The organism is Streptomyces sp. NPDC028991 (assembly GCF_055564775.1).
In genome coordinates, this window is sequence record NZ_JBVHVP010000005.1 from 390,043 (window position 1) to 403,321 (window position 13,279).

Here is a 13,279-nt window from a genome sequence, read left to right on the forward strand (position 1 = left end):
CAGATGGCCATGCCGCTGCGCCAGTCCATCAAGGTCGCTACATACCTGGCCGAACAGAAGATTCGCCGACGGGACAAGTTCCCGCTCATCGTGGAACTGGAGCCGCTCTTCGCCTGCAACCTCAAGTGCGAGGGATGCGGCAAGATCCAGCACCCGGCCGGAGTGCTGAAGCAGCGCATGCCGGTCGCGCAGGCCGTGGGGGCGGTGCTCGAATCGGGAGCGCCGATGGTCTCCATCGCCGGCGGCGAACCGCTGATGCATCCGCAGATCGACGAGATCGTGCGCCAGTTGGTGGCCAAGCGGAAGTATGTCTTCCTGTGCACCAACGCGCTGCTCATGCGCAAGAAGATGGACAAGTTCAAGCCCTCGCCGTTCTTCGCCTTCGCGGTGCACATCGACGGGCTGCGGGAGCGGCACGACGAGTCCGTGGCGAAGGAGGGGGTGTTCGACGAGGCCGTGGAGGCCATCAAGGAGGCCAAGCGGCGCGGCTTCCGGGTGACCACCAACTCGACCTTCTTCAACACCGACACCCCGCAGACCATCGTCGAGGTCCTCAACTTCCTCAACGACGACCTCAAGGTCGACGAGATGATGATCTCGCCCGCCTACGCCTACGAGAAGGCCCCCGACCAGGAGCACTTCCTGGGCGTGGAGCAGACCCGCGAGCTGTTCAAGAAGGCCTTCTCGGGCGGTAACCGGGCCCGCTGGCGGCTCAACCACTCCCCGCTGTTCCTCGATTTCCTCGAGGGCAAGGTCGACTTCCCGTGCACCGCGTGGGCGATCCCGAACTACTCGCTCTTCGGCTGGCAGCGCCCCTGCTACCTGATGAGCGACGGGTACGTCCCGACGTACCGGGAACTGATCGAGGACACCGACTGGGACAAGTACGGCCGCGGCAAGGACCCGCGCTGCGCCAACTGCATGGCGCACTGCGGCTACGAGCCCACCGCCGTCCTGGCCACCATGGGCTCCCTCAAGGAGTCCCTGCGTGCCATGCGCGAGACCGTCTCCTCGAACCGGGAGTGAAGGCGTGAGCGCCATCCCCTTGGGCGTTCCCGAGGTACCGGTCCGGCCGATCGCCGAGCGACGCGTGTCGCGACGGATCCAGGTCGGGCCGGTCCCGGTCGGGGGCGGGGCTCCGGTGTCGGTGCAGTCCATGACCACGACGCGTACGTCCGACATCGGCGCGACGCTCCAGCAGATCGCCGAGCTGACCGCCTCGGGCTGCCAGATCGTGCGGGTGGCCTGTCCGACGCAGGACGACGCGGACGCCCTTGCCGTGATCGCGAGGAAGTCGCAGATCCCGGTGATCGCGGACATCCACTTCCAGCCGAAGTACGTCTTCGCCGCGATCGAGGCGGGCTGCGCGGCGGTCCGCGTGAACCCCGGCAACATCAAGCAGTTCGACGACAAGGTCAAGGAGATCGCCAAGGCGGCGAAGGACCACGGCACCCCGATCCGCATCGGGGTCAACGCCGGGTCGCTGGACCGGCGCCTGCTCCAGAAGTACGGCAAGGCGACCCCCGAGGCGCTGGCGGAGTCCGCGCTGTGGGAGGCGTCGCTCTTCGAGGAGCACGACTTCCGGGACATCAAGATCTCCGTCAAGCACAACGACCCGGTCGTGATGGTCGAGGCCTACCGGCAGCTCGCCGCCCAGTGCGACTACCCGCTGCACCTGGGTGTCACCGAGGCCGGGCCCGCCTTCCAGGGCACCATCAAGTCGGCCGTCGCCTTCGGCGCGCTGCTCTCCCAGGGCATCGGCGACACCATCCGCGTCTCCCTGTCGGCCCCGCCGGTCGAGGAGATCAAGGTCGGCATCCAGATCCTGGAGTCGCTCAACCTGCGCCGGCGCGGCCTGGAGATCGTCTCCTGCCCGTCCTGCGGGCGTGCCCAGGTCGACGTCTACAAGCTGGCCGAGGAGGTCACGGCCGGCCTGGAGGGCATGGACGTGCCGCTGCGCGTCGCCGTCATGGGCTGCGTCGTCAACGGCCCCGGCGAGGCCCGCGAGGCCGACCTCGGTGTCGCCTCCGGCAACGGCAAGGGCCAGATCTTCGTCAAGGGCGAGGTCGTCAGGACCGTCCCCGAGTCCAAGATCGTGGAGACCCTCATCGAGGAGGCGATGCGGATCGCCGAGCAGATGGAGAAGGACGGCGCGTCGGGGGAGCCGGCCGTCACCGTGAGCTGAACAGCACGGACCGAAGGGGGCCCGAGCGTGACGATTCTGGAGAGCATCCGGGGACCACGCGACCTGAAGGCGCTGTCCGAGGCGGAACTCGGTGAACTGTCCGACGAGATACGGGACTTCCTGGTGCACGCGGTAGCCCGCACCGGCGGACACCTCGGCCCGAACCTGGGCGTGGTGGAGCTGACCGTCGCCCTGCACCGGGTCTTCGAGTCACCGGCCGACCGCATCCTGTGGGACACCGGCCACCAGAGCTACGTACACAAACTGCTGACGAGGCGTCAGGACTTCTCCAAGCTGCGCGGGAAGGGCGGGCTGTCCGGCTACCCGTCGCGTGAGGAGTCCGAGCACGACGTCATCGAGAACAGTCACGCCTCCACCGTCCTCGGCTGGGCCGACGGCCTCGCCAAGGCCCGCCGGGTGCGGGGGGAGCGGGGCCATGTCGTCGCCGTCATCGGCGACGGCGCGCTCACCGGCGGCATGGCCTGGGAGGCCCTGAACAACATCGCGGCCGCCGGGGACCGGCCGCTGATCATCGTCGTCAACGACAACGAACGCTCGTACGCCCCGACCATCGGCGGCCTCGCCAACCACCTCGCGACGCTCCGTACGACCGACGGCTACGAGCGGATGCTGGCCTGGGGCAAGGACGTGCTCCAGCGCACCCCCGTGGTCGGCGACACCCTCTACGAGGCCCTGCACGGCGCCAAGAAGGGCTTCAAGGACGCCTTCGCGCCGCAGGGACTCTTCGAGGACCTGGGGCTGAAGTACGTCGGCCCGATCGACGGGCACGACACCGGGGCCGTCGAGTCGGCGCTGCGGCGCGCGAAACGCTTCCACGGGCCGGTTCTGGTGCACTGCCTCACGGAGAAGGGCCGCGGCTACGAGCCCGCTCTGCGAGACGAGGCGGACCACTTCCACACCGTCGGCGCGATGGACCCGCTCACCTGCGCCCCGCTCAGTCCCTCGAGCGGGCCGTCCTGGACCTCCGTCTTCGGCGAGGAGATCGTCCGGATCGGTGAGGAGCGCGACGACGTGGTGGCGATCACCGCGGCCATGCTCGACCCGGTCGGCCTCGCCGCCTTCGCCGAGCGCTTCCCCGACCGGGTGTGGGACGTGGGCATCGCGGAGCAGCACGCGGCCGTGTCCGCGGCCGGCCTCGCCACCGGTGGTCTCCATCCGGTCGTCGCCGTCTACGCCACCTTCCTCAACCGTGCCTTCGACCAGTTGCTCATGGACGTGGCCCTGCACCGCTGCGGTGTCACCTTCGTCCTGGACCGGGCGGGCGTCACCGGCGCCGACGGGCCCTCGCACAACGGCATGTGGGACATGTCCGTCCTGCAGGTCGTCCCGGGTCTGCGCATCGCCGCCCCGCGCGACGCCGACCAGCTGCGCACCCAACTGCGCGAGGCGGTCGCCGTCGCCGACGCGCCGACGCTCGTGCGCTTCCCGAAGGAGTCCGTCGGACCGGCCGTACCCGCCGTCGACCGGGTCGGCGGCATGGACGTCCTGCACGCGGCCGACCGGCCCGAGGTGCTGCTCGTGGCCGTCGGTGTGATGGCGCCCGTCTGCCTCGGGGCCGCCGAGCTGCTCGAAGCCCGCGGCACCGGATGCACCGTCGTCGACCCGCGCTGGGTCAAACCCGTCGACCCGGCGCTCGCGCCCCTGGCCGCGCGGCACCGCCTGGTGGCCGTCGTCGAGGACAACAGCCGTGCCGCCGGGGTCGGTTCGGCGGTGGCGCTGGCCCTCGGCGACGCCGACGTCGACGTGCCCGTGCGCCGGTTCGGCATCCCCGAGCAGTTCCTCGCGCACGCCAAGCGCGCCGAGGTGCTCGCCGACATCGGTCTCACCCCGGTCGAGATCGCCGGCCGGATCAGCGCCAGCCTCGCCCTCGGGGAACAGGCCGCAACGCCCGGTGGCGAACACGCCGGCGGCGGACGGACCGCCATGCCAGTGCAAGGAGAGAACTGAATGACCAAGGAGTTCGACCTCGCCGCGCTCTTGGCCGAGCGCGGAGCCGAGCGCTACGAGCTGCACGCCAGGCACCTCAATCACCAGCTCCCGCGCATGCTGCACACCATCGGCTTCGACAAGGTCTACGAGCGGGCGGAGGGCGCGCACTTCTGGGACGCGGACGGCAACGACTACCTGGACATGCTCGCCGGGTTCGCGGTGATGGGCCTGGGGCGCCACCACCCTGTCGTACGCAAGGCGCTGCACGACGTCCTCGACGCCTCCCTGGCCGACCTGACCCGCTTCGACTGCCCGCCGCTGCCCGGTCTGCTGGCCGAGAGGCTGCTCTCCTACAGCCCGCACCTGGACCGGGTCTTCTTCGGCAACAGCGGCACGGAGGCGGTCGAGACCGCGCTGAAGTTCGCCCGGTACGCGACGGGCCGGCCGAGGGTCCTGTACTGCTCGCACGCCTTCCACGGGCTGACCACCGGGTCGCTGTCCGTCAACGGCGAGGACGGCTTCCGCGACGGCTTCGCCCCGCTGCTGCCCGACACCGCCGTCCCGCTCGGCGACCTGGACGCCCTGGCGCGGGAGCTGAAGCACGGCGACGTGGCCGCGCTGATCGTGGAGCCGGTCCAGGGCAAGGGCGTGCACGAGGCCCCGCCCGGCTATCTGCGCGCCGCGCAGGAGCTGCTGCACCGGCACAAGGCGCTGCTGATCGCCGACGAGGTGCAGACGGGCCTCGGCCGGACCGGCAGGTTCTACGCCTTCCAGCACGAGGACGGCGTCGAGCCCGACCTGGTGTGCGTGGCCAAGGCGCTGTCCGGCGGCTACGTGCCGGTGGGGGCCACGCTGGGCAAGGACTGGATCTTCCAGAAGGTGTTCTCCTCGATGGACCGGGTGCAGGTCCACTCGGCGAGCTTCGGGTCCAACGCGCAGGCCATGGCGGCCGGGCTCGCGGTGCTGTCGGTGATGGAGAACGAGGAGATCGTCGCGAACGCCGCCGCGGTGGGGGAGCGGCTGAAGTCCCGGCTGACGGAGCTGGTGGACCGCTACGAGCTGCTCGCCGACGTCCGGGGCCGGGGGCTGATGATCGGCATCGAGTTCGGCCGGCCCAGGTCGCTGAAGCTGCGCAGCCGCTGGACGATGCTGCAGGCCGCGCGCAAGGGCCTGTTCGCGCAGATGGTGGTGGTGCCGCTGCTGCAACGGCACCGGATCCTGACGCAGGTGTCGGGCGACCACCTCGAGGTGATCAAGCTCATCCCGCCGCTGATCATCGACGCCGGCGACGCGGACCGATTCGTCGACGCCTTCACCGAGGTGATGGACGACGCGCACAACGGCGGCGGCCTGATGTGGGACTTCGGGAAGACCCTGGTGAGACAGGCGATGGCCAACCGTTAGCGAGGCATCCGGCGCCGACTTTGCCTGTGAGGCAAGAAAATTGCCCACAAGGCAATTCTCGGGCTGAAATGGAGGCATGACCTCCCACGAGACCGGTCCGCCGTCGCCGGACGCGGCGGCGGGCGCGGTGTCCGTCGTGGCACCGCAGCTGCGTGCCCTGCGGCGCCGGGCCGCCCTCACCCTGGAGACGGCGGCCCGTGCGGCCGGACTGTCGCCCGCCCACCTCTCCCGCCTGGAGACCGGCCAGCGCCAGCCCTCGCTGCCGATGCTGCTCTCCCTCGCCCGCGTCTACGGTACGACCGTCTCGGAGCTGCTCGGCGAGACGGCCGCGGACCGGGACGCCGTCGTGCGCGCCGACGCCATGGAACCGACGTTCGCGGGTGGCTGGACGTACTGGCAGGCCGGCGGGGCCGGTCGCGGTATGCAGGCCCTGCGGGTCCATGTGCCGCACGGCTCGCAGGGCGACATCGTGCGGGTGCACCCCGGCGAGGAGTGGCTGTACGTGCTGCGGGGCCGGCTGCGGCTGCGCCTCGGGGACACCGTGCACGTGCTGGACCCGGGTGACAGCGCGCACTTCGACTCGCTGACCCCGCACCGGATCGCCGCCCAGGATGCCGACGGGGTCGAGCTCCTCTTCGTCCACACCCTGCTGCAGAGCCCGACGGCCGCGCTGTGCCTGGGCCCGGCCGCCACGCCCGTCCATCCCACCCCTGGAGAAACGCCGTGAACCCGCAGGAGAAGTTCCCGCGCGCCCTGTGGGTGCGACTCTTCATCTACCTCATCGTGGGGCACGTCTTCGCGGCCTTCATCTACCTGCTCTTCGAGGTCGGCGCCGACAGCCGGTGAGCGGGCGGCTCAGTCCAGCAGGCGCTCGCGCAGCCGCTCCCGGGTCTCCGGGGTGATCCGCAGGCCCTTCTCCAGGTAGGCGTCGACCCCGCCCCAGGTCTCCTCGACGGTCTCGAAGGCGGCCGCCAGGTACTCGGCGCGCGCGTCGAAGAGGGGGCTGAGCAGCTCCATGACCTCGGGGGAGTAGGCCGAGGCGGCGGAGCCGCTGCGCTGCACCTTGTAGCGGCGGTGCGCGGCGTTGGACTTGAGGTAGTCGTCGACGACGGCGTCACGCTCGACGCCCAGGGCGAGCAGGGTGACCGCGATGGACAGGCCCGCGCGGTCCTTGCCGGCCGCGCAGTGCATCAGGGCGGGGACGCTGTCCTCGGCGAGCGCGTGCAGCACCCGGGAGTGCTCCGCCGTGCGCTCCTTGATGATCATGCGGTAGGAGTCGATCATCCGGTTGGCACCCTTGCCGTCCGCCAGGATCTCGCGCAGCTGGTCGAGGTCGCCGTCGCGGACCATCTTCCAGAACTCGGCGCCGTCGGCGGGATCGCTCAGCGGCAGGTTCACATTGCGCACGCCCGGCAGCTCGACGTCCGGGCCGTCGAGCTTCTGGTCGGCCGCGTTGCGGAAGTCGAAGACGGTGTGCAGGCCCAGCGAGGCCAGGAACGCGGCGTCCTCCCCGGTGGCGTGAGCCAGGTGCCCGCTGCGGAACAGCACGCCCTGCCGCACCCGCCGCCCGTCCACGGTCGGCAGGCCGCCCACGTCTCGGAAGTTGCGCACACCGGCCAGCTGGGGTTCGGTCGACGGGACCTGCTGCGTCACGGGGGCTCCTCCCACTCCGCCCCGTCCGCGCTGCTCGCCGACGGGCACCAGTCGACGATACGACACGGTGCCGGCCCCCCGGTGTCACAGTCGCCCGACTGCGCCACGTCTGGGCCTTCTGTCCGAATCGGCACCTTCGTTCCAACTAGCGCTGGAATAAGAGGAACTGGGGAGGTGGTGCGTGAGCAGCGTCATATCCGTGACCGTGCGTTGCCCGTCATGTTCACGTAATTCTGCCGGTTTTCAAGGCTGTTCACGTGGAAGGGCGCTGGGCGAATCGACGGAGGGTGACCGGCGGTCCCCGTAAAGGATCAATCGGAACACCTGTCATCGGAACCCCTCGCTTGTCCCTGCGCGTCTTGGTCCCTTACGTTCACCACCGATCCGGACGGACGCCTAATCCTGCCGCCGACCGGAGCCAGCACTCATCCACCACCCGTACACGGCAGGAGCGGGGGACCCACAGGTACAACCGCCTGTTCCGGTTCCCGGAACGGCTTGGGGTAAAGCCGCGTCTCGGCGCGGCCGGGCATCTCCAGCTCGCACCCGACAGCTCACCTCGTAGGCGCCGGAGAGGAATTCGCCATGCCCGCGAAGGGTAAGCACCGCCGTACCAGGGCCATGCGCCTGACCCGCACCATCGCCGTAGCCGGAACCGGTGGCGCCGCGCTCGCGCTCCCGCTGATGGGCGCCGCCAGTGCCCAGGCCGCTCCCGCGCAGTCCGTTTCCGAGCAGACCGTGCAGTCCATACCGACGGCGGCGAAGAAGGCCGCCGGCGGCACCGAGAAGAACTCGGACTCGCGGACGTACACCGTGAAGAGCGGTGACTACCTCTCGAAGATCGCCGACGACCAGGACGTCGACGGCGGCTGGAAGAAGCTGTACTCGGACAACCGCGACGCCGTCGGCTCGGACCCGTCGCTGATCCACCCCGGCCTGAAGCTCTCGATCGGCGAGCGGGCCGCCGAGTCCGCCCCGTCGTCCGCCGAGTCGGAGAAGCCGGCGGCCGAGAAGCCCGCCGCGCCGGAGAAGTCGTCCGCCGGGAAGTCCGAGAAGCCGGAGTCCGCCGGGAAGTCGTCGGACACCGCCAAGACCTCGTCCTCGGACTCCTCGAACACGAGCGCCCAGTCCGCCGGCACCACCAGCGGCTTCACCTCGCCCGTCCCCGGCGGCACCGTCGGCACCCCGTACCACCAGACGGGCAGCATGTGGTCCAGCGGTTACCACACCGGCACGGACTTCGTCGTCCCGACCGGCACGTCGCTCAAGGCCGTCGGCGCGGGCACCGTCGTCTCCGCCGGCTGGGGAGGCGCGTACGGCAACCAGGTCGTCATCCAGCTCGCCGACGGCCACTACGCCCAGTACGCCCACCTGTCCTCGCTCTCCGTCTCCGCCGGTCAGTCCGTGACGGCGGGTCAGCAGGTCGGCCTCTCGGGTGCCACCGGCAACGTGACCGGCCCGCACCTGCACTTCGAGATCCGCACCACGCCGGACTACGGCTCGGACGTGGACCCGATCGCGTACCTGCGCTCGCACGGCGTCTCCCTCTGACGACCGTTTGGCGCGGCCTCCGCGCCACCGAAGGCCGGACTCCGATCCCCGGGTCCGGCCTTCGGCCTATTCCGGAATTGACGAACACTTTAGGCGTGGTCTTTCTCACCGCCCGTCAACCCTTTCCTACGGTCGCGTAGGTCACATTCAAGGTGAATAGTGGGCCGACGTGGCAGACGATTCGAAGAGTGACAGCAGAGAAGTGATCGGGTCGTACGTGGCGGTGGGGGACAGCTTCACCGAGGGCGTCGGAGATCCCGGCCCCGACGGGGCGTTCGTCGGCTGGGCCGACCGGTTCGCCGTGCTGCTCGCCGACCGGCGTCCCGAGGGCGACTTCAGATACACGAACCTCGCCGTGCGCGGCAGGCTCCTCGACCAGATCGTGGCGGAGCAGGTCCCGCGGGTCGCCGAACTCGCGCCCGACCTGGTGTCGTTCGCGGCGGGCGGCAACGACATCATCCGGCCCGGCACCGATCCGGACGAGGTGGCCGAGCGGTTCGAGCGGGCGGTGGCCGCGCTGAGCGTCGCGGCCGGCACCGTCCTGGTGACCACCGGCTTCGACACCCGCGGGGTGCCCGTCCTCAAGCATCTGCGCGGGAAGATCGCCACGTACAACGGGCACGTCCGGGCCGTCGCCGACCGCTACGGCTGCCCGGTGCTCGACCTGTGGTCGCTCCGGAGCGTCCAGGACCGCAGGGCGTGGGACGCCGACCGGCTGCACCTGTCGCCGGAGGGTCACACACGCGTGGCGCTGCGCGCGGGCCAGGCCCTCGGTCTGCGCGTCCCGGCCGACCCGGACCAGCTCTGGCCGCCGCTGCCGCCCCGCGGCACCCTGGACGTCCGGCGCGACGACGTGCACTGGGCGCGCGAGTACCTGGTGCCGTGGATCGGACGCCGACTGCGCGGCGAGTCGTCGGGCGACCACGTGACGGCCAAGGGGGCGCTGTCGCCGGACGACATCAAGGTGCGGATCGCGACCGTGGCCTGACGGCGGGGACCACGGGCGGTCGGCGGCATCCGGTCGCCCGGTCCCGCGCCGTCCCGCCCGTCGTCCCGCCCGTCGTCCCGGGGCCGTGTGCGCGACACCTCGCCGGGCGGGGCCGCGCCGGGCCTGGGCGAGGGCCGGGTGGCGGAACGCCGCGGGCCGGGTGACCGTACGCCGCCGACCGCCGTCGTGTTGCCGGCCGCCGCGTGCGGGGTGCCGGGCTGCCGGACGGCACACCTAGAGCCGAGGCGTGGTCAACGCCTCCCGCTCCAGGCCCAGTTCCCGGGCGAGTGCGTCGTCCATCCACTCGTGGGCCCGGGTCCGTGAGACCGCGCCCGCGTACGAGGTCAGCTGCACGGCCAGTCCGTCGAGCAGGGCGGTCAGCCGCAGAGCGGCGCCGTCGGGGTCCGGGCACGGGAACTCCCCGGCGGCCACGCCCTCGGCGACGACGTCGGCGATCGCCGCCTTCCACTGGCGGTCCAGTTCCCGCGTGACCTCCCGCAGCGCGGGCTCACGCAACGCCACCGCCCAGCCCTCGATCCACAGCCGCCAGCCCTTGGCCTGCCCGGTCGGGGCGTACCACCGCACGGCCGCCCGCAGCCGGCGCAGCGCCGACGTGCGCCGGCCGAGCAGCTTGCGCAGACGGGCGAGATCGTCCTCGGCGGCGTAGGTGAACGCGGCGGCGACCAGCTTCTCCTTGGTGGAGAAGTGGTAGAGCACCAGCGCGTTGCTGACACCGAGCGCGGCGGCCACGTCGGCGATGCGCAACGCGGCCACGCCACGCGCCGATATCTGTTCGACGGCCGCGCGCAGCAGCTCCTCGCGCCGCTCCGTCACACTCAACCGGACTCTCCCCACGTCCGTCACCCTATACAGGCGTCCGGACGGGCGGCGACGGCCGTCCCCGGCCCGGTGGCTCAGTCCGTCGCGGCGGCGCCCGCGGCGCTGGGCCCCGCGTCGGACAGGTCGCAGGAGTCCTTGAAGCCCTGGCTGGTGAGGTCGAGCGCCGCGTTGATCCGGGAACGCAGGTTCTCCACCGCGACGATGGCCGTCAGCTCCACGAACGCGGGCTCCCCCAGCCGGGCCCGCAGCCGTTCGGCGAGGTCGTCGCCGACGGTGGGCGGAGTCGCCGTCACCGCCTCCGCGTACTCCATGACGTCCCGCTCCAGCGGCGTGTAGGCCTCGCTCTCCCGCCACACCGGCACGTCGTGCAGCTTGCTCCGGTCCATGCCGCGTCCGGCGTTCTCCCAGTACCCGAAGTCCATGCACCAGGAGCAGCCGATCGAGGCCGCCGAGGCCATCACGGCGAGCGCCTTCAGGTCGGGGTCCAGCCTGTTCCACTTGGCCACGGACCGCTCGAACCGCAGGTCGCCCCAGAGCACGCGCGGATTGTGGGCGAGCGCCTTGCCGGGGTCCAGGACCTTGCCGTAGGCACGCCGGGAGTACCACTCCACGACGCGGAGGAGGAGTGTTCGGGGAGGGGAGAGGGACACGCGGGCCATGGGGACCACCTTCCTGTCCTTCGGTCGTGCCGTCGTCTTCCGGGCGCCCCGGCGGGATCGCCCTCACCGGTACGACGGGCGGAGGGAACACGGATGTGACATCCGTCGTTCGAGGTGACGTCGGACAAGCCGACAATGAGAGCCTGACCTACTCCACCTGGAGGTACCCGTGGCCGGTTTCCGTTCCCCGAGCCCCGGGCTCCGCATGCCGCGGCCCGCGGCCTTCGGCGCGGACCCGAGCGGTGAGCGCATGGCGCGTATCCGCAGATCGCCGCACTTCGGTGACGGCGTCTTCGAGAACCCCGGCGGCACCGCCCGGACCCGGCCCTCCGGATCGGCGCGCGAGTTCGCCAAGATCTACTTCGACCGGGAGGCACGGCTCCGCCGTGCGCCGCGGGGCACGGTCCCGGTGCACTCCACCACGCTCGCCGACATCGCCCGGCCGCCCGCCACCGGGTTGCGGCTGACCTGGATGGGACACTCCAGCGTTCTCGCCGAGATCGACGGACAACGGGTGCTCTTCGACCCCGTCTGGGGCGAGCGCTGCTCCCCGTTCCCCTTCGCCGGACCCAAGCGGCTGCACCCGGTCCCGGTGCCGCTGGCGGCCCTGGGCCCGGTCGACGTCGTCGTCATCTCGCACGACCATTACGACCATCTGGACATGCCCACGATCCTGGCGCTGGCCGGCACGGACACCGTGTTCGCCGTGCCGCTCGGCGTCGGCGCCCATCTCGAACACTGGGGCGTCTCCGCCGGCCGGCTGCGCGAGCTGGACTGGCACGAGTCGACGCGCGTCGGCGGGCTGACCCTGACCGCCACCCCGGCCCGGCACTTCTGCGGGCGCGGGCTGCGCAACACCCAGCACACCCTCTGGGCGTCCTGGGTCGTCGCCGGTGACGAGCACCGGGTCTACCACAGCGGGGACACCGGATACTTCGACGGCTTCCGGGACATCGGCGCCGCCCACGGCCCGTTCGACGCCACGATGATCCAGCTCGGGGCGTACGCCGACTTCTGGCCGGACATCCACATGACGCCCGAGGAGGGCGTACGCGCCCACCTCGACCTGCAAGGAGGCGGCTCGGGCGGAGTGCTGCTGCCGATCCACTGGGGGACCTTCAATCTCGCGCCGCACGCGTGGGCGGAGCCGGTGGAGTGGACCCTGGCCGCCGCCGAGTCGGTCGGACAGCCCCTCGCCGTACCCGTCCCCGGGCAGCCCTTCGAGCCCGGGGGAGATCTCCCGGCCGAGCCGTGGTGGCGCTCCGTCGGCTACACCCCGGTCCGTGAGTGGCCCGTGCCCGGCACCACCCCGCGGGCGACGAGTCAGGACCTGGACCTGGTGGGCGAGGACTGACGGAAGGCCGACGCGTACCGGACGCGGGGCGGGCGGTCACGAGCAGTCCGGGGCGCGCCGGGGCGGTCGGGCGGCCCCGGGCAGCACCGACGGGCCGGTGGCCACCGCGCGCAGGCGGCGCGGGATGCCCCTGGCCGCTCTGTCGTGGCTGGTGAACCCGTCGTGGCGCACCGATTCGGTGTTGGCCGTCTCCAGGAGCGCGACGATCCCGAAGGTGAGCCGGGGGGGCGCCGGTCGCCTCGGCGACGCCATCCGCCCGCCTCGCCTCCGCCGCCGTGTTCTCGACGAGGGCGAGCCAGTCGGCACGGGCCGCGGCCGGCGGGTCGTGGACCTTCCCCGCCCGGGCGTCGTACTCGGCCGAGACGGAGCAGAGGAAGCAGCCGCCCGGGAAGACCCGTTCCCGTGGGTAGGAGATCCAGCGGGCGCACAGGAACCTCTTGTGATCGACGGCCGGCACGCTCACCGACAGTGACCGTTTCTGATCGGGTTCGACCGGTCTACAGCCCCTCCTGAGCGGGTCCTCCACCGGCTTATCGGTCTGTCGTACGAGGCCTCATACCAGAGCGGGACGTTGTCCGAGGGACTTTGTCAACTGCCCACCGCACATGATGCACGGGCGACTACTGTCAGTGTCCGTCGGGCGACGCAGGGCCGGATCAGCGGTCACGCGCGAGCACCTGGACCCGACGGACCAA

13 protein-coding genes, 1 pseudogene and 1 riboswitch are annotated in these 13,279 nt (G+C 71.3%); of the genes and pseudogenes, 9 read left to right on the top strand and 5 right to left on the bottom strand.

Going from position 1 to position 13,279, the window contains the following annotated elements:
* Positions 1-3: 3 nt before the first annotated feature.
* The 6 genes from hpnH to ACZ4V1_RS14415 all read left to right on the top strand — a co-directional run bounded on the left by hpnH (position 4) and on the right by ACZ4V1_RS14415 (position 6,385).
* Entirely contained in the window at positions 4-1,026 is a 1,023-nt protein-coding gene (hpnH, locus tag ACZ4V1_RS14390) for an adenosyl-hopene transferase HpnH (RefSeq protein ID WP_468334482.1), read from the top strand.
* A 4-nt stretch (positions 1,027-1,030) separates the two neighbouring features.
* Positions 1,031-2,185 carry a flavodoxin-dependent (E)-4-hydroxy-3-methylbut-2-enyl-diphosphate synthase gene (gene ispG, locus ACZ4V1_RS14395; RefSeq protein ID WP_468334485.1) on the top strand — a complete coding sequence of 385 codons (1,155 nt, stop codon included), beginning with the start codon at positions 1,031-1,033 and terminating at the stop codon, positions 2,183-2,185.
* Between the two features lie 27 nt (positions 2,186-2,212).
* Positions 2,213-4,153: a 1-deoxy-D-xylulose-5-phosphate synthase gene (gene dxs / locus ACZ4V1_RS14400; RefSeq protein ID WP_468334488.1), complete on the top strand. Its 1,941-nt coding sequence runs from the start codon at positions 2,213-2,215 to the stop codon at positions 4,151-4,153.
* On the top strand, positions 4,154-5,539 hold the full coding sequence (locus tag ACZ4V1_RS14405) for an aspartate aminotransferase family protein (RefSeq protein ID WP_468334491.1): 1,386 nt from the start codon (positions 4,154-4,156) through the stop codon (positions 5,537-5,539).
* Between the two features lie 76 nt (positions 5,540-5,615).
* On the top strand, positions 5,616-6,266 hold the full coding sequence (locus ACZ4V1_RS14410; RefSeq protein WP_468334494.1) for a helix-turn-helix domain-containing protein: 651 nt from the start codon (positions 5,616-5,618) through the stop codon (positions 6,264-6,266).
* Positions 6,263-6,385 (top strand): DUF6126 family protein, encoded by a 123-nt coding sequence (locus tag ACZ4V1_RS14415; protein ID WP_468334497.1) that lies wholly within the window; start codon positions 6,263-6,265, stop codon positions 6,383-6,385. Before ACZ4V1_RS14410 ends, ACZ4V1_RS14415 begins: the two co-directional genes overlap by 4 nt.
* Positions 6,386-6,394: 9 nt before the next feature.
* Here the strand turns inward: ACZ4V1_RS14415 and ACZ4V1_RS14420 are convergent, their stop codons facing one another.
* A complete protein-coding gene (locus tag ACZ4V1_RS14420; protein ID WP_468334500.1) occupies positions 6,395-7,192 on the bottom strand; it encodes a tyrosine-protein phosphatase in 798 nt (265 codons plus the stop codon).
* Positions 7,193-7,615: 423 nt separating this feature from the next.
* A riboswitch (cyclic di-AMP (ydaO/yuaA leader) is annotated at positions 7,616-7,775 on the top strand.
* Positions 7,776-7,777: 2 nt separating this feature from the next.
* Between ACZ4V1_RS14420 and ACZ4V1_RS14425 the strand changes: the two genes are divergently transcribed.
* Both ACZ4V1_RS14425 and ACZ4V1_RS14430 read left to right on the top strand, forming a co-directional pair.
* A complete protein-coding gene (locus ACZ4V1_RS14425; RefSeq protein ID WP_468334503.1) occupies positions 7,778-8,743 on the top strand; it encodes a M23 family metallopeptidase in 966 nt (321 codons plus the stop codon).
* 202 nt (positions 8,744-8,945) lie between these two features.
* Positions 8,946-9,731 carry an SGNH/GDSL hydrolase family protein gene (locus ACZ4V1_RS14430; protein ID WP_468334849.1) on the top strand — a complete coding sequence of 262 codons (786 nt, stop codon included), beginning with the start codon at positions 8,946-8,948 and terminating at the stop codon, positions 9,729-9,731.
* A gap of 234 nt (positions 9,732-9,965) precedes the next feature.
* On the opposite strand, the gene ACZ4V1_RS14435 is transcribed toward ACZ4V1_RS14430, so the two are convergent.
* Entirely contained in the window at positions 9,966-10,586 is a 621-nt protein-coding gene (locus tag ACZ4V1_RS14435) for a TetR/AcrR family transcriptional regulator (protein WP_468334506.1), read from the bottom strand.
* 59 nt (positions 10,587-10,645) lie between these two features.
* A complete protein-coding gene (locus ACZ4V1_RS14440) occupies positions 10,646-11,230 on the bottom strand; it encodes a carboxymuconolactone decarboxylase family protein (RefSeq protein ID WP_468334509.1) in 585 nt (194 codons plus the stop codon).
* Positions 11,231-11,399: 169 nt separating this feature from the next.
* Here ACZ4V1_RS14440 and ACZ4V1_RS14445 point away from each other — a divergent pair, with 169 nt between their 5' ends.
* Complete coding sequence (locus ACZ4V1_RS14445) at positions 11,400-12,584, top strand: MBL fold metallo-hydrolase (RefSeq protein ID WP_468334512.1); 1,185 nt, start codon at positions 11,400-11,402, stop codon at positions 12,582-12,584.
* Positions 12,585-12,620: 36 nt separating this feature from the next.
* On the opposite strand, the gene ACZ4V1_RS14450 is transcribed toward ACZ4V1_RS14445, so the two are convergent.
* Positions 12,621-12,836 (bottom strand): hypothetical protein, encoded by a 216-nt coding sequence (locus tag ACZ4V1_RS14450; RefSeq protein ID WP_468334515.1) that lies wholly within the window; start codon positions 12,834-12,836, stop codon positions 12,621-12,623.
* 49 nt (positions 12,837-12,885) lie between these two features.
* Positions 12,886-13,110: pseudogene (locus ACZ4V1_RS14455) on the bottom strand (TetR family transcriptional regulator C-terminal domain-containing protein); the annotation flags it as partial.
* Between the last annotated feature and the right edge of the window lie 169 nt (positions 13,111-13,279).

What these genes read in the sequence shown, in the direction of transcription:
- ACZ4V1_RS14450 (WP_468334515.1), bottom strand. Translation starts at nt 12,836, where the DNA reads ATGGCGTCGCCGAGGCGACCGGCGCCCCCCCGGCTCACCTTCGGGATC.
- ACZ4V1_RS14405 (WP_468334491.1), top strand. Translation starts at nt 4,154, where the DNA reads ATGACCAAGGAGTTCGACCTCGCCGCGCTCTTGGCCGAGCGCGGAGCC.
- ACZ4V1_RS14410 (WP_468334494.1), top strand. Translation starts at nt 5,616, where the DNA reads ATGACCTCCCACGAGACCGGTCCGCCGTCGCCGGACGCGGCGGCGGGC.
- ACZ4V1_RS14440 (WP_468334509.1), bottom strand. Translation starts at nt 11,230, where the DNA reads ATGGCCCGCGTGTCCCTCTCCCCTCCCCGAACACTCCTCCTCCGCGTC.
- ACZ4V1_RS14425 (WP_468334503.1), top strand. Translation starts at nt 7,778, where the DNA reads ATGCCCGCGAAGGGTAAGCACCGCCGTACCAGGGCCATGCGCCTGACC.
- hpnH (WP_468334482.1), top strand. Translation starts at nt 4, where the DNA reads ATGGCCATGCCGCTGCGCCAGTCCATCAAGGTCGCTACATACCTGGCC.